We start from the raw sequence: 17,147 nt of genomic DNA on the forward strand, positions 1-17,147 counted from the left end.
TTAGTTATTACCACTTCTAGCATAGAACTCATAAAGTCTCCAATTAAAAATTCAGTTTATTTTTAATTATTATGTATTTTTATATTTTTGTTGTCAAGAAAATTTTTGAATTATTTATATAGTTATAATTTCACCTGTTGATTAGATGCCATGAACATTTTTGTTTCCCGGCTTAATATTGACGGCATTAAGTTCATCCTTCAGTGGATGTGAGTTGAAACAGTTTATTTTTTATTAAACACAAAAATCCCCCTTTACCCTACTTATCACTAAGTAGGGTAAAGGGGTTTCTCATTAAACAAATCAAATCAAACTTTATATCACGCTCGTTTCTGGCGTTTGCTGGTAGGTATCGTCTAATCGTATCGCACCAAAAACCTCATCATAAAATCCTGCATCCAACACGAGTAAACCAGCTCGTTCATAGACAGCATTTGCTGGTAGATTTTTTAGATAAAACTCCGGCACTGTAATGGTATATCGTTGAAGGCGACGATATATCCATGTCTGGTGTTTATCATTCTCTAGCATCCTAAACCATCCTTCCAATGGCTCTGGTAAAGCTCTTTGATTGTCCTTTGTCTTCAATGCGGACAGATTTTTTGGATAGGTTTGCGATAACAAATCTTCTTTATGCTGGCTCAAAAACGCATCCAAATCTCGTGAAGAAATAGTTTTTTGTTGTTCCATCAGGGGAGCATAAGGAACAATTAAAGCCACACCATTTTGATCAATCATGCGAAACTTATCCGCAGCAGTACGAAAGCTAATTTCCAATGGATCATCAGAATTTGATTTCAACCTCAAATCAGAACAAATACCATGCTTATCTCTCTCTCCTTTTGCATTAAGTCGTATAAAGTAATTTTTAAATGCTTGCGGCGACAATGGATCATCTAACACGCCTATTTTTAGCATTTCCTCGGTAATATCTTGCCCTTGCTTTAATATACCAGCAGGGGCTTTTTCTTTTGTTCTAAAAACAACAACCTCTCCCACTGGCAGTCTTGCTTCTCGATTGCAACGCCCTGCTGCTTGTGCAATAGAATCCAGTCCTGCCATTTGTCGGTAAACGACAGGAAAGTCCAAATCTACCCCAGCTTCAATCAACTGCGTTGAGATTAACCATAATGGCTTATCTAATTGACCTTGATGATATGCTTGTAAATACAAACGAACCAATGCAATCACTTCGCTACGGTGGGTCGCACACATATTAGCGGATAGATGTAACTTAATACCATTATCAGGAAGTGCATTAAATAATGCTTTGGCATGATTTCGAGTATTCACCACTGCCAACACACAAGGCTTCTGCTGTATTTCTTCTGCTAATTCTTCCCAGCTCTGTTCTGCATCCGAAGCAGGGAATCTCACTTCTACACGCTTTAACTGCTGAGCCAATTGTTGAGGATCAGGGATAATCTCCACAACACTATCAAGCCCTTTTTGTATCAGCCCATCAAACACATCCCTCGCCTCACCAAGCTCTGGTTGTGTAGCGGTACAAAGCACAAAGGTTACCTCATACTTTTTAGCTAATACCCTCATCATATCGGTGATAGGTCTTTGAAAATCCCGCGGCAACTGCTGTGCCTCATCAAGAATAATCACGCTATTGGCAATATTATGAATCTTACGACAGCGACTAGTTCTGGCAGCAAAAAGAGACTCAAATAGCTGAACATTTGTCGTCACAATCAAGGGAGCATCCCAATTTTCTGCGGCAACTCGTCTTCTTGAATTTTCTTTTTTCTCATCAACTTCTAAATTGCTATGATGTTCAATAAGTGCTTCATCACCTAATGCACGTCGAAAAACTTCTGAATTTTGCTCAATAATACTGGTAAAAGGAATCGCATAAATAATTCGCTGCTTATTAAATTTCAAAGCGTGTTTTAAAGCAAAACCCAAACTTGCTAATGTCTTACCTCCACCTGTAGGGACTGTCAAACTAAAAATACTTGCTTCTTGTTCGGCTTTAGATAAACACGACTCTAAAATATCTGCACGAATTTTTTGTAAAGGAGAATTAACAGCCTTCTGTTTTAACTTTTCCATGTGCTGTTGGTATCGCGTTTGCAAATCCAACAAACTAGGAAAACTAGGACGCACTCCATGTTGTTTAGCCTCATCTGCATTTTGATACCCCGCCATGAAGGCTTCTGTATCTAGAAAATCAGCATCCACTAGACAAGAAAAAATATAGCGCAGCCAGATATGAAATTCAGCACGAGAATCTTCACTACTTTGCCATAATCCCCCAACTTCCTTTATTAAACTCTCTTCTGGCACCAAAAATTTTTGAATAGGAAAACCAGAATCCAAAGATTCTTGCAGTTCAGCACCTGCCCCAGCCAACCGTGTTTTCAATGGTCTTTTTCCCTGCCAATCTGCTAATCCTGCATGATGCCCCGCAATTAAATACGCTAATGCGTAACCTAGCACAGGATCAAAATGATCCACTGCATACTTCGCGCCAGCCGTAGAGTGGGTGACTCGCCCTCTCTGCTCATTTTCAACATGAGCATCTTCCTTCTCCGCTCGAGCCGCTTTTTGAATATATTGAGAAAACTTTAACCTCGCTTTTCCCAAATCATGAAGAAAACCTGCTTGTTTTGCAAATTCAGCACCATATTGACCTGCAAACCTTGCGGCTAGATTTCCTACTTCTCGCAAATGATCCTCAAGATGATGTGTAACTTCTTTATCCCCATCATAACGAATATGTGCGATATAACTTTGTTGCTCCTTCACCGTCTAAACTCCTTCTAAACTTAATCCAAAATCTTTATTCTTCCTGCGATTCCTGCAAAAATTGCCTCTTGCAAATCTGCAGGTACTTTATCTGAATAAATATGCTCTAATCGTGGATAACTCTGTATGATTTCATGCAGAATGTCATCCACAAACTCCGCCGACAACCCCGCCAATTTCGCTGTTTCATAAAAATATTTAGGCCGGATTTCATACCACAAATAATGCTTATTTTCTCCTCTCCAAGCCATTGCCATTTTTATTTTTTTCTGTTGTAACTTGCTAGGACTTATCAAAGGATAGGCTGAAATCACATCATAAAAAGGAGTCAATTGATAATGGTTATTCGCTTTAAGAAAAACACTGAAATTTTTGGCATGTCCATCAATAGCACATAACAGCCAAAATATAATTTGTGCCTTGAAAAACAATTTTCTATCAAGTGATGCTTGCGACGAACCTCGAAGAATATCACCTACGATATCAATAATACCTAAGCCTCCATCACTTTCATACTTCAACGCAGAAGCAATTCCTCTTGCTTGACACATATCTTCTTGAGGTAAACGAATCAGCCACGAAAAATCTTCGGACCAACGTCTATCAAACCGTTCAACAACCAACGCTTTTACCTCTCCAAACTGAATCAATTGAGCATTAGCTACTGGTAAACCAAATATCTTCATGATTTCAAGGCACAACCATTCGTTCTCACAACTTTGGGATAAATCTAATTGCCCCTGTCCTACAACACCAATAGGCAATTTAAAAATATGACTAGTAGGTGTTGAATGAAGCGGTAAATGCCACTTATCTTGGTACCATAAAAATGCCGTTTTCTCCTGAGCCCCTGCCAAAGAAATACGAAAATCAACATCATTAGACATTCCCAATGGATATTGCTGGTATTGAGACAACAACTTTTCAATATCACTATCCGTTAAAGCAATCGTCTCTACTTTCTGAACGGTTTGTGGTTCATGTTGATAAAGTTGTATAGCTCCAATACAGTCCTGTCCTATTGCCGATAACAAGTCAAAAGGTGTATTGCTAGCGACATGAAATTTTTGTTGAATACGTTGCCGTATCTGTGGATTATCTGGTAGGAGATTATCAAAAAAATTAAAGACTTTTTCTCCACTATAAGGCTTCATGGTCAATGGCAAAGAGAGTGAGATAGGACGGGCATATAGAGAATTTAGCCAACTCTCATCATACTGAAAATAGGTTGCCCCTTGAATACTTCGATACCACTCTCCTACTTTTACGCCATTCATGGCAACTTGCAGCTTCTCCATCACCACATCTCCTCCCCATTAGGAAGCCGTTCAATCACCTCGCCCCCTTTAGGTCTTGGCTGTATGACAAATTCTAACTCCAGTGCTGTAAGCAACTTAAATAAAGTTTCTATCTTAGTGCTATCAGGATTATTCTCAAACGCTGAAATAGTGGCTTGCTTCACCATAGCAAGTTTTGCCAATTCTGATTGAGAAAGGTTTTGTTGATAACGAAATTCACGCAATACATGAGCCAGCATGGGGGCTGTTGTGACAACCATAAAAACACCTCTTCTATACTCTACAAAGGATAAAAATATCCCCTATAAAGGATAAAACAAAAATATCCCCTATAAAGGATAAACTCAAAAATATCCTTTACAGGGGATAATATACACCTATACACCAATTAGAGCAAACCTAACGAATTTTGGCACACAATTCTATACTTGCCCTTTCCTCCAGCCATGCAGCCAATCTGCCAATTTATCGCGTAAATTCAACTGATGTAAGCACCATCCACCAATAAAACCAATCACACTTCCTACCACGGTATCAACTACCCTTGCCTCAATAATTTCACGCACTGGAGCATCCATCCCCGCACCCGCTTCCGCAAGAAAAATTGTCAACGGGGTAATAAAAATCACTGCAGCCGCATAATGTCTAGCCACCAGAGACTCAATAATAAAACTAAGACTCATCATCACTAGACAAATTCCCCATGCATTCAATGGTAACGAAAGGAGGTAAAAAGATAGCACCATACCTCCTAATGTCCCTGCGATACGATGCAACTGTTTGCTCCAAACTGCTCTAAAGTTAATCCCTTGAATAACTGCAATACATGCTACGGGAACCCAATAAGGACGCGGTAATCCACTCAGTTGTGCTACTAATGCAGCAATGCCAATAAATATCCCAATAATCAGTGAATCCACCACTACCAATTTAAAATCACGTTCAATATCTGGCATAGCATCGTACCCCGCCCCTCTCCATAGTCGAAATAGGCTATAACCAAGACCAACCACACACGCCCACAAGCCTCCTGCTGTTAGCAAGCCTAGATACAGAGGAACTTGCTCTACCGTATGTGGCATATAAACTGCAATCATCGCTGCCATCAGGAAAAAGAGTGATCCGGGAGGCTGTACTCGCAAACTACGGCATAGCATCGTAATGCCTATGGCAAGCAAGGTAATCCCTGGCACAAAAAATAGTGGATAGAAATGCAACACTAATCCGCAAAAAAAGCAGGCTGCCATTGCTGTACAGGCTGTCATCAGAGATACCATACGATGTAGCAAAGAAGTATTTGGCAAATAAAGAAAGGCCATCCCTCCCAAACTAGAGGTCAATCCATACCCCATATGTCCAAAATAGGCACCAATTAGCAATGGAATGCCACTCGCAATCGTAGACGCTACTGGTAAGCTCCACGGACGATGATGAGGATTTAATTGCCAAAAATATTTCCATTCTTGCTTAATCAGTTGAATAAGTCGATTCATTACTACTATTTTCCCTATTAAAACTTCTCTAGTACACCATGCTAAAGGGTTATTTCGTACTATCTTTCACACAAAATCTGCTTAACTCTATACCACTCCAGTACCCGACCAAACTCATTTACACCCCCTATAACCTTATGAAAATGATAGAGGTTCAACAATCAGAGCTACGATTAAAGGGGATACACCCCCTTCTTAATATTCAATATCACTCGTATGATGGGTATGAAAAAAACCCATCCCCCAACGTTATTTTCTCAGAGCCTCAGCACATACCACTGCACTTGACCATGCCCACTGAAAGTTATACCCGCCCAACCAACCAGTGACATCCACCACTTCACCAATAAAATACAGTCCGGGAACTTTCTTGCTCATCATGGTTTTTTGATCTAATTCTGCGGTATCCACGCCACCACGCATCGCTTCAGCTTTTTTATAGCCAGCTGTCCCTTTGGGGGTGATTTTCCATGCTTTAATGGACTGTGCTAATTGACGCAAAACCTTATCTGCATATTCTGCTAAGCGTTTATCCTCAGATAGTCCTTGTCGGGCAATCATATGCTGTGCCAATCGCTTAGGAAGATATTGACTAAGCACTGTTCCTAATTGCTGTTTATTACCTTGCTTCTCTGCTAGTAAAATCGTTTCTAAATCATGGCTAGGACACAGGTCAATATACAAGGGAGACTGCCCATCCCAGTAAGAAGAAATCTGTAAAATCCCTGGCCCCGACAAACCCTTATGAGTGAACAAAATATCTTCGTCAAAATAAACCGCTTTTTTCCCCTCTCCATTTGCAATACGAGCTTCTAAAGCAATACCTGCTAATGCCACATAATCCGCCCACTCTACTCCATTAAACTCAAGGGGTACTAAAGCAGGACGAGGTTCTATTGTTTTAAGTCCAAATTGACGTGCTATGCGTAAGCCGAAATCCGTAGCACCAATCGCAGGTGCTGCCATGCCACCCGTCGCAATCACTAATTGTTTGGCAATAAAAGTACCTGCAGACGTGTTTAAACAAAAAGCATTCCGAGAAAACTGTTGCTCATCGTTAGAAACACTACTTGTGGCACTAATAACATCATCATGAGTACTGCCGTCATTATTTTTAGCAGCATCTTTTTTAGCCTCCTCAACAGCCACACTTAAACCACTGATACCATCTGCTGCACAATTAAATTTATCAGATAAAAGACTTACTTCCTCAACCGTGCAAGGCATATGCCAATGCACACCCGCTTGTCGACACTCCGCCTCTAATACGCGAATAATCTCTTGGCTACTATCATCGCAGAAGAGCTGTCCACGATGTTTTTCATGCCAAGCTACACCGTGACGCCCCAACAATGCCAGAAAATCTCCTGGGGTATAGTGCATCAAGGCATAACGTGCAAAGCGCGGATTTTGTGAAACATAGTTTTCCCATGTCGCTCCACGATTGGTGAAGTTGCAACGCCCTCCTCCACTGATACGGATTTTTTCAGCCAGTTTACTCGCATGATCAAAAAGGTGTACATCAAGTCCTTGTGCGGCAGCTTGTGCGGCACACATCATGCCTGCAGCACCCGCCCCAATAATCGCAACATCAATATAACCCTTTTTCTTCACCTACCAATCCTCTGCCTAAACCCTACAAATCCTCTACCTTAAATATCAAGGGAAATACACGCTTCACTACCAGTAGATACACTATTGCCAAACGCACCTATCATTCATCCATCAAACAATCCACATAAAAACGTGTCGTACCATCAGGCAAAACTTCAGAACCTAAACCATGAATAAAGGTTTCAAAACCAGGGAATTGCTTATTGAATTCACGAGCAAACTGAAGATATTGCACGATTTTTTTATTAAAACGCTCACCTGGAATTAATAGAGGAATACCAGGGGGGTAAGGTGTTAACAATACGCCAGTCACTCTCCCCTCTAAATCATCAATACCTACACGCTCAATCTCACGGTGTGCCATGCGATTAAAAGCATCTGATGGTTTTAAGGCTGGTTCCATATCACTTAAGTACACCTCTGTAGTTAAGCGAGCAAAATCGTGTTCATGATAAGCCTTGTGTACCATTTGACATAAGTCAGCTAATCCCATGCGTTCATATTGAGGGTATACTTTGCAAAAATCAGGCATCACACGCCATAAAGGCTGATTACGATCATAATCATCTTTGAATTGTTGTAAAGACGTTAACAAGGTATTCCAACGACCTTTGGTAATTCCAATGGTAAACATGATGAAGAAAGAATACAACCCTGTCTTCTCTACCACAATACCATGCTCTGCTAAATACTTGCTGACCAAGGAAGCAGGAATACCACGCTCAGCAAACGTACCAGTCACATCCAATCCCGGAGTAATAATGGTCACTTTAATAGGATCTAGCATATTAAATCCTTCTGCTAATGACCCAAATCCGTGCCACTCCTCATCAGAGCCTAAAATCCAATCTTCCTGAACACCAATATCCTCTGTAGGTAGGCGACTAGGTCCCCAAACCTTAAACCACCAGTCATCACGTCCATACTCAGAGGCTACCTTACGCATAGCACGTCGGAAATCCATCGCTTCGCGAATACTTTCCTCAACAAGAGCAGTCCCTCCTGGGGGCTCCATCATCGCCGCTGCTACATCACAAGAGGCAATAATGGCGTACTGCGGTGATGTTGACGTATGCATTAAAAAGGCTTCATTAAACACATTTCGATCTAGCTTACGATTTTCAGATTCTTGCACAATAATTTGTGAAGCTTGCGAAATACCTGCCAACAATTTATGCGTTGAGTGCGTTGCAAACACCACAGAATCTTGATGGCGAGGTCGCCCCTCTCCAATCGCATGCATATTGGTATAAAACTCGTGGAAAGCCGCATGAGGCAACCACGCCTCATCAAAATGCAAGGTATCTACTGTACTTCCTAGTTTTTCTTTAATCATTTCCACGTTATAAATCACACCATCATAAGTACTTTGTGTCAAGGTTAAAATACGTGGATTTTTATTGACTGCCTCACGTGCAAATGGATTTGCCTCAATTTTTTTGCGAATATTTTCAGGATCAAACTCTTCTAAAGGAATCGGTCCAATAATACCCAAATTATTCCGTGTAGGACGCAAGAAAACAGGAATAGCACCAATCATCGTAATAGCATGTAAGATAGACTTATGACAATTACGATCCACCACTACTACATCACCAGCTGCCACATTAGCATGCCACACAATCTTATTAGAAGTCGATGTACCATTGGTCACAAAATAACAGTGATCCGCATGAAAAATACGTGCTGCATTACGCTCTGATTCTGCTACAGGGCCTGTATGATCCAATAACTGACCTAGCTCTTCTACTGCATTACATACGTCCGCACGCAGCATATTCTCGCCAAAGAACTGGTGAAACATCTGCCCTACAGGACTCTTTAAAAATGCCACACCACCTGAATGCCCAGGACAGTGCCAAGAATAAGAGCCGTCTTGAGCATATTTCACTAACTCACGGAAAAAAGGAGGTGCCAATGTATCTAAATAGCTTTTTGCTTCTCGGATAATATGACGAGCCACAAACTCAGGGGTATCCTCAAACATATGGATGAACCCATGCAGCTCACGCAGAATATCGTTGGGAATATGCTGTGAAGTACGTGTCTCTCCGTACAAATAAATCGGAATATCCGCATTACGAAAACGCAACTCTCCTACGAACTGACGCAAGTTCTTAATCGCCTGTGCCACATCTTCTGGAGAATCCACATCAAACTCATCATCATCAATCGACAAAATAAATGCACTTGCACGACTCTGTTGTTGAGCAAAAGAACTTAAATCCCCATAACTCGTCACGGCTAATACGTCCATTCCTTCATCTTTAATCGCATCTGCCAAAGCACGAATACCTAAACCAGAAGCACTATCTGCGCGATAATCTTCATCAATAATAACGATGGGAAAACGGAATTTCATGAAAATCCTCCAAAAGAAGAAGCAACACTTTAAGCCAGTGTTGCCTACTTTAAAGTCGGTGTCTTTGTCTAAACACCGTTTTTGATACTATTCAGATAGAAGTACAAAATCAATCTGTTCTGCACTAGTAAAAATCACCTCTAATACTTAAAAAATGATGTACTACTCATTATTTCACCATCTCATGACAATCATTTGACGGACAAACAGTTTTTCATCAAGTACGAGGTAAAGTCACCCCCCGCTGACCTTGATACTTACCGCCACGGTCTTTGTAAGAGGTTTCACATATTTCATTACCACCTAGGAATAAAAATTGAGCACACCCCTCATTGGCGTAAATCTTGGCAGGTAATGGTGTTGTATTAGAAAACTCTAAAGTTACGTGCCCTTCCCACTCTGGCTCTAAAGGGGTCACATTAACAATAATACCGCAACGAGCATAAGTACTTTTACCAAGACAAATTGTCAATACATCACGTGGAATACGGAAATACTCCACAGTGCGTGCCAAAGCGAAAGAGTTAGGTGGAATAATGCACACATCCCCTTCAAAATCAATAAATGACTTTTCATCGAATTTCTTGGGGTCTACAATCGTTGAATTAATATTTGTGAAAATCTTAAATTCTCTCGCACAACGGACATCATAACCGTAGCTACTAGTACCATAGCTAACGATTTTTTGGTCATTAACCGTGCGAATTTGCCCTGGCTCAAAAGGCTCAATCATACCTTTAGCCGCCTGCTCACGAATCCAACGATCGTTTTTTATGCTCATTCTTAAGCCCTCTGTTAATTAGATAAAGTGTTTTATTTTAACGCAGTTATTTCATGCTGTGTAATACTGGCTTAGTAGGATTATCTTTTTGATTACACTCCAAACCTATTAGTACACGCAGGGAAGTCAAACTAATCTTTGAATACTCGCTTGTACAATAACTCAATACCATTTACAGTACCTGCTTTAGCATCAACAGTGAAGTGCTTCATCAATTTATAACTGCCACGAATTACGGTACCACTACCAGACAATGCCTGTTCAACACTTACACGCCAATCATTACCAAATTTTTTCGTAGCATAAAGAAGTTGGCTGGCCTCCTCATAACCACGGTATGCAGAACTATCTGCCACGGTGCGCTTAGGAAGAATATTATCTGACTCACCCACACTACCAGCTTTCACCCCGACCTCATCTAGACCAACTTTACGATAAAATGGCTCTGAATCACTGTCTGTGAGAAGTGAACCACCTACAGAGAGCAGCAATGCCAAATCTGCACTACTACTATCAGGACCTCTTCCCATAATAAGCCAAGAAAGTTTCTCGACATCACTTACATCAGGATAAGACACCAGTGTAATTTTAGGACGTTTTGCTGTACCGATGACTCGCAGACCGGCTTCAACCTCTAGACCTCGACGAAGTGCCTCAATATTAAGACTAGGATTAGTAATATTACCGCCAAACGCAATTTCACCTCGTGCAATTTGCAACCGTTGACCATAGGCTTCAATCGCACCACCACGAGTTCTAAACTGCCCCTCCGCAGTTAATCGTCCTTTTTCCTGCACTAATGTGATAGAACCAACCAGACCCGAGTTAAGTCCCATACCCACTAAATAGAAACGTGGACCTAAATCAACGGTTAAATTCATGTTTAAATCCTCAGATGCATTTCCTTGAGACTGTATCGTTGTTTGTCCTGGTTTAAGAACAATTACATCACCATCTACAGTGGGCACAGTATCTTTAATATCAATACTCGCCCAACCTGCATCTGCTGTCACCTTGCCTGTTAAATTAATCTTTGGCATGTGTGCTTCCATCCGGATTTCACCACTCAGCATAGCAAAACGATCTGCTCGCTGAACAATAGGATAGTGATCTAGCACTGTCTTGACACTACCTCTGGCCTTTTCTAAATCCCAATCCCCTGTAATATCTAAACTACCATGTTGTGCTGGAGGATTCTCTGCTATCCATTGGCGTGTACGCCACTCTTTAGGCTCAACACGGATTACCGCAGGGAAATGTAATGTCTCAATGCGAGCTTTCATATCATTAAAACTTGCTTTAAGCGTACCATTTAACAAACGAACACCATTCTCAACCTCAACAATGCGTAAATTCTCTCCATTGATAAAACCAGATGAATGCCACTTACCTGATGGTGTTGAAGATAATTGAGCATCAAAACTCACTGCACCACCAAGACTTAACAAATCATTGGTAAACACAGATGCCCACGCAATATCTTTAATACCGCCTACAGCTTTTAATTTAGTTCCTCCTTTCAGATTGGGTTCAAGCCCATTAAAATCTGATTGAACTTCAACTTTGGCATTGCCTTTAGCTGCAGTATCTAATAAAAGCTGGGCATTTAGCACACTATGGGTTCCTTGTGTTGGAGTAAAACCTAACTTTAATGCCAAATTCTTAATATCCATAGGCAATGGTTTTGCCAAAGGAAGTGCCAAATCTCCAGAGCGACGAGTAATATTTGCTTGCCCTTTTAGTGCTCTGTCAAAGCTGATGTCCCAATCTATATCTAATACCAAATCAGAAGACGCAGTTGGTGTTTTACTACGAACCACAATATCCTGTGCCTGTTCTCTAGTCTGTCCAGTAAGGCGATACACTTCGTCTAAGAGTTTTTTATTAATAACAAAATGACGAATATTGCCTTTAGTTGTCCATGCACCACGTTTTCCTGTAGAGCCGAGTTGTTGCAACATTAGCGTCTGCTTGCCAGGGATATTCAGCTGCAATATAGAAGCACCAACATTCCACTCAGGAAAACCTTTTTCTCCACTTGGAATCACTTTGAGTGACATGGCTTGTTTTTGCTCAATACTGTATTGTTGATAACCAGCAGAAAGTGTTTGAATAGTCCCTGACCAACCTTCAGCTGCCGTATCCTTACTAGAAGATGTTGATGCAGAAGAACCTTCTGATGTGGATGATTGATCTGCCGTTGTTACTTCCAAGACATCGGGCACTACCACTTTCTCGTTAGTTTGCAAACTTGATGGAACCTTATTAGCTTGCTGAGTTCCCCAACCTCCTTCTGCCACAATATGTGTCGTAATCACATCAGGATTTTTAGGTTGTAACGCCCCTTTCAATGCGTAAATTAATGCCAAATCAACTTTATGCTGATTCACTCCATCTTGAAGACTTCCTTTGACAGAAGTACCTCCAGTAAGGCCGGGATAAAGCTCAGCCAAGCGAGGCAACACAATATCCAAGGTCAGTTTATCACCTACTCGTCCAAAAGCTCCTTGTGTAACAATATGATTTTGCCCTATAGATAAATTAGTATTGATTTTCTCAAGATGGTAAGCATTTAATAGACTCACCTGTTCATCGTCTATATTGGAAGACAGTAACCAATGAACATCTCCACTCAACTTTTGTTTATTCCAGGTACTACCATCGGCAAACTGTGCCTTGACTTCTGCATATTGGGGCAGATTCTTAGTACCTAATACTGCATTGGCATGAATCTCACCATTTAGTTTATTAGGAGGTAAAGCACCTAAACTCCATTTATCCAAAGCAAGATTCTTCATGACAAGATTCAATGAAATATGCGGTTTTTTTAGCGTAACAGTACTACCTGACGGTGTCGAAATACTCTTTGACTCTTCTGCTGGTGAACCACTCTGCTGGGTTTGTTGCTTGATTTCTTGACTATTCCCTTGCTCGTTAGGGCTGGTCTGTGCCGAGTTTTTTGTATAAACAACATCGTCTTGAATAGAAGCATCAGCTTTTAGCAAAGTACCATCAGACAAGCCCAAATTTAGCAATGCTTTGTCTACCACAAAAGGATTGTTCAAATTTAATAAAATATCTCCATCTATCTGTGTCTGTTCACCCTCTCCTTTTGCAAGCAGGGTATATACATTATTAGCCTCAGCAACAGGAGTCAATGTCAAGGCCAATCTCTGAATATTTGCCAGAGGATTACTTTGTATTTTATCTGCATCACCACTGATGCGTAGCATATTAACTGCCACATTCCATGTAGGCTGGTTTGTCACATGCCAGTCAATATCAAAGCTACTTTGCTGTATAGGTAAATTCTTTATATTACCTTGCGATTGGACTTGTCCATTTTGTTGATTAGAGCCTTGATGAATAAACTCTGTCAATTCACCACTAGGTTGCGTAAGCACTAATGTCGCCTCTCCCACAGACCATTGCAAAGGCTCAGTTGCAGATACATCAATCGCAACTGCTTGCTGATTCACTAATTTATAGCCAGCATGATTGAGCTGCAATTTTTGCACCTGTCCCACCCAGTTCAACACCGTTGCCTCTGTTTTAGCACTACCCTGCACAAGCAAATCGACATCAACAGGAGCTTCACCTAGAGCTTTACCTACACCTTTGGCATAATCACCCTTAACAGCAAGTTGATGCTCTTGCAAACCACCAGAAAGTTGGGCCTCTAGCGATAACTTCTCACCTATAGTGGGATAAAGTTTTGCTAGCTGAGGAACCTTGGCGAGGATTGTCAATACATCACCTTTTTTGCCCCAGTTGCCTTTTGCTGTTAACTGATTGTTTGCCTGATTTACTTGAATATCTGATGTAACCCTAACGTCATCTGTTAAATCAACATTAATATCTCCATTACCTTTTAATGGAATACCATTCCAACGACTAGAATCAGATAACTGAAAACGAATATCCGCTGCTTTCCATTGACTTGATTCCGCAGTACCAACATCAATATGAATTGTTGACCCTATGCTGGACTGTGGGACTACACCTCCCAAATCTATATCTTTAAGTAAGATATCTGCCTCTAATTGTTGTTCTTTATTGACAGCTGTGTGCGTTTTGGCATCAATCGTAGCACTGAATCCTTTGTCTACCCCAACATCTGCTTTTAAATAAACTAAAGGGATAGGGTCAAAAAGGTTTAATTTCCCTGTTCCGTTTAATGCTAAACCTTTACCCTCCCCAGTAATTTTCATAGCTAAATCCTGTAGGCTACCATCTAATGCCAAGTTCACATCAATATGACAATCTTGTTCATTTTGCTCCAATGCTTGCTTCATTGCTGAACTTATGCAAACAGGAGATGATAAGTCTTGGCTATCTACTTGAGCTTGAATATTTAGAGTAAGTGGTAAGTTTTCCTGTGATAAATCAGCTAATTTGACCTGTCCTTTCAGAGCACTTGTTGCTAATGCATGGTCAATTTCTAGATTCCTAAGCTCAAGCCCTGCTTTATTTGCTGCCCATTGTAGCTGCTGCACATTTAGTCGACGCACACTGACAGGTATTGCCTTTCCATCGGCATTATTGAGTGTTAATTTCGCTAATGCTAATTTCTCCACAATAATATCAACTGGCAGAGCTGGTATCCCCGCCTCTTGTTGTTGCTCAGGCTGTGCTGGTGCATTTAACAAATCTATATGCACATCCCCAACGGCAAAATTACGAACAAGCACAGTTGCATTCCATAACCGCCGCCACTGCACTTCTAAATCAATAGATTGAATGTCCACTTTAGCTGCAGGTGTTGTCACAGTTATATGCTCCACATGTAGACCATCTAGCAAGGAGCCTTGTACACCCTCAGCCTTGACTCCTACCATAGGTAAGATTTTAGTCATCAATGTGCGTGTACCTGTCTGTGTACTAAAAATCCAAGCAAAGCCAACTACCACTAGTAGTAAAATACCTAGCAATAATAAACTTAATGTACGAAACGGACGTGCAAAAATTTTCATCTAAAATGCCATACCTAAGGAAAAGTGTAATCTGATTTTACGGTCTCGTTGACCATAAGCCACATCAAGATTGAGTGGACCTGCAGGAGTTTTAATAAGAGCACCCACTCCATAGCCGACATGCATTTTCATCTCTTTGAAGGAAGGTGCTGCATCACCGACATCTACAAAAAGGCCCATACCAAAAGTATCATTGAAATAATGCATATATTCCATACTTGCTACTGCTAGAGCTCGCGTACCAATCACAGCTTTACCGACTTTCTCACCAATACCAAAGTATCTATAACCACGAATAGTGCGGGCCCCACCCGTACGATAGCCAAAGTCATCAGGAATGAGGGTGCTGTCTTTTGCCCAGACTTTACCCACTTCTGCCCGTACCGTAAACACATCTCGTTTACCAACAGGAATCCACACTTGAGCTCTAGCTGATGCTCGAGAAAAGTATTCTTTATTTTTTAAGTCTCGACCAATACCGCCACCTATGGCAATCAAATTACCGGAGCGTGGATTATATTTATCATCAACATCTCTACGCAATAAATCATAGGTTGCAACAAGTGTAGGCAAGTGAAATTTGGTTTTTTCTTCGTCAGTGTCACGCTTTACATAGTCATAGTTTGCCATTAAACTCCAGCTACTCTCATACTCAACACGACTTTTTGCATCAAAATTAAACACACGCTGTCTACGCCAACCTGCTCCATAACGCAGAACTTCCTCGCCTTCAATATCGGTATGCCGGGTCATGATACCAAGGCTATCAATAGAACCATTATTATTGGGAGGAAGGTAAAAATCCAAATAAGCACGTTGGTTTTTGAAATCGGCACCAATACCTGTTTCCATTGTCACTGGCAGCCCTGCCACAATGCGTTGTAAATACTTGACCTCACCTCTCACACCAACAGAATCATCCACCCCCAAAGAGGCAGTGACTTCTCGTGCGGGGGCTTCTGTAACCTTAACAGTCACAGGCAGCTGTGCATCTTTTTGAGCATATATTTCATCCCCAGGAGGAACTTTAAGATTGACAAAAACACCACGGAAATAATTAGTAGATTGCAACTTAGTTTGCCATTCGTCTAGCTGTGCCTGACTATAACGCTCACCAGGTTCATACTGTACATAACGATGAATAATACTTTCAGGAACACGCTTAAGACCCAAAACTTCGATTTTCCCCAATGTGACTTCTGGTCCACTGTCAATCATTGTAATGGTGTCTACTTGTGCTTGCTCTGGATGCACCACCGCTTGGGAACGAATCATACGAGCAAGAAAAAAGTCTTGTTCTTGTGTTTTATCAAGTAAAGCTGCCTTGGCAGAACTCCAATTTTCATTGATAAAGTCCTTGCCCTCTGGAAGTCCCCATGAGGATTTCAATTCTTTGACACGATTGGCATAGTCAGAATCAGCAATACGTCCTACAAATACATTATTGGCAGTACGCACCTTTGAAATAGCCCCTGCATCAATAGAAATTTCCCAAGTATCCCCACCAATATCCTCACCAACCTCTAGCCTTACATGAGGACTAAAATACCCTTTGGTAGCTAAAGCAGATAGAACGGCATCATGCCCTTTACGACGGATACGATCAGCCTCACCACTATCTTGGTCATCGGCTTGACGCACTACTGCAGCGATAGCCTTTTGTACAGCAGTCAACACATCCGGAGGCAGTCCACTTGGATCAATAATTACTTCAGGGACATTATTACGCTTTACTGTTGTCGATGATGACTGTGCTGAAGACTCAGCCGCATAGGCAGTCCCCACACCCAAAGTAATACATAATCCCACTTGCCATATAGGGTAAAAATATTTCATCCTAAATTATATATACACTAAACGGTTAAATAA

Annotated in this window: 9 protein-coding genes; all 9 read right to left on the reverse strand. The window is 41.1% G+C overall.

What is annotated here, in order from left to right; genetic code table 11:
• Positions 1 to 315: 315 nt before the first annotated feature.
• A complete protein-coding gene (cas3, locus tag HKX40_RS03025) occupies positions 316 to 2,757 on the reverse strand; it encodes a CRISPR-associated helicase Cas3' (protein ID WP_171588096.1) in 2,442 nt (813 codons plus the stop codon).
• Positions 2,758 to 2,777: 20 nt separating this feature from the next.
• The gene (locus HKX40_RS03030) at positions 2,778 to 4,055 is read right to left on the reverse strand and encodes a type II toxin-antitoxin system HipA family toxin (protein WP_171588097.1); all 1,278 of its coding nucleotides are present in this window, start codon (positions 4,053 to 4,055) and stop codon (positions 2,778 to 2,780) included.
• The gene (locus HKX40_RS03035; protein ID WP_171588098.1) at positions 4,055 to 4,315 is read right to left on the reverse strand and encodes a helix-turn-helix domain-containing protein; all 261 of its coding nucleotides are present in this window, start codon (positions 4,313 to 4,315) and stop codon (positions 4,055 to 4,057) included. The genes HKX40_RS03030 and HKX40_RS03035 overlap by 1 nt, the downstream gene beginning before the upstream one ends.
• Before the next feature lie 162 nt (positions 4,316 to 4,477).
• Positions 4,478 to 5,548, reverse strand: coding sequence for an FUSC family protein (locus tag HKX40_RS03040; RefSeq protein ID WP_171588099.1), 1,071 nt, complete (start codon positions 5,546 to 5,548; stop codon positions 4,478 to 4,480).
• Between the two features lie 249 nt (positions 5,549 to 5,797).
• Positions 5,798 to 7,162 carry a BaiN/RdsA family NAD(P)/FAD-dependent oxidoreductase gene (locus HKX40_RS03045; RefSeq protein ID WP_343042948.1) on the reverse strand — a complete coding sequence of 455 codons (1,365 nt, stop codon included), beginning with the start codon at positions 7,160 to 7,162 and terminating at the stop codon, positions 5,798 to 5,800.
• A 100-nt stretch (positions 7,163 to 7,262) separates the two neighbouring features.
• Positions 7,263 to 9,524: an arginine/lysine/ornithine decarboxylase gene (locus HKX40_RS03050; RefSeq protein ID WP_171588100.1), complete on the reverse strand. Its 2,262-nt coding sequence runs from the start codon at positions 9,522 to 9,524 to the stop codon at positions 7,263 to 7,265.
• A gap of 217 nt (positions 9,525 to 9,741) precedes the next feature.
• Positions 9,742 to 10,305, reverse strand: coding sequence for a dCTP deaminase (dcd, locus tag HKX40_RS03055; RefSeq protein WP_171588101.1), 564 nt, complete (start codon positions 10,303 to 10,305; stop codon positions 9,742 to 9,744).
• A gap of 131 nt (positions 10,306 to 10,436) precedes the next feature.
• Positions 10,437 to 15,278: a translocation/assembly module TamB domain-containing protein gene (locus HKX40_RS03060; RefSeq protein ID WP_171588102.1), complete on the reverse strand. Its 4,842-nt coding sequence runs from the start codon at positions 15,276 to 15,278 to the stop codon at positions 10,437 to 10,439.
• Complete coding sequence (locus HKX40_RS03065) at positions 15,279 to 17,114, reverse strand: autotransporter assembly complex protein TamA (protein WP_171588103.1); 1,836 nt, start codon at positions 17,112 to 17,114, stop codon at positions 15,279 to 15,281.
• Between the last annotated feature and the right edge of the window lie 33 nt (positions 17,115 to 17,147).

The sequence above is a fragment of the Pelistega europaea genome, from assembly GCF_013133775.1.
Lineage (GTDB): Bacteria > Pseudomonadota > Gammaproteobacteria > Burkholderiales > Burkholderiaceae_B > Taylorella > Taylorella europaea.

Bases quoted from the DNA above. Each gene is read 5' to 3' on its own strand.
- dcd (WP_171588101.1), bottom strand. From the start codon at position 10,305: ATGAGCATAAAAAACGATCGTTGGATTCGTGAGCAGGCGGCTAAAGGT.
- HKX40_RS03035 (WP_171588098.1), bottom strand. From the start codon at position 4,315: ATGGTTGTCACAACAGCCCCCATGCTGGCTCATGTATTGCGTGAATTT.
- HKX40_RS03050 (WP_171588100.1), bottom strand. From the start codon at position 9,524: ATGAAATTCCGTTTTCCCATCGTTATTATTGATGAAGATTATCGCGCA.
- HKX40_RS03065 (WP_171588103.1), bottom strand. From the start codon at position 17,114: ATGAAATATTTTTACCCTATATGGCAAGTGGGATTATGTATTACTTTG.
- HKX40_RS03030 (WP_171588097.1), bottom strand. From the start codon at position 4,055: ATGGAGAAGCTGCAAGTTGCCATGAATGGCGTAAAAGTAGGAGAGTGG.
- HKX40_RS03060 (WP_171588102.1), bottom strand. From the start codon at position 15,278: ATGAAAATTTTTGCACGTCCGTTTCGTACATTAAGTTTATTATTGCTA.
- HKX40_RS03040 (WP_171588099.1), bottom strand. From the start codon at position 5,548: ATGAATCGACTTATTCAACTGATTAAGCAAGAATGGAAATATTTTTGG.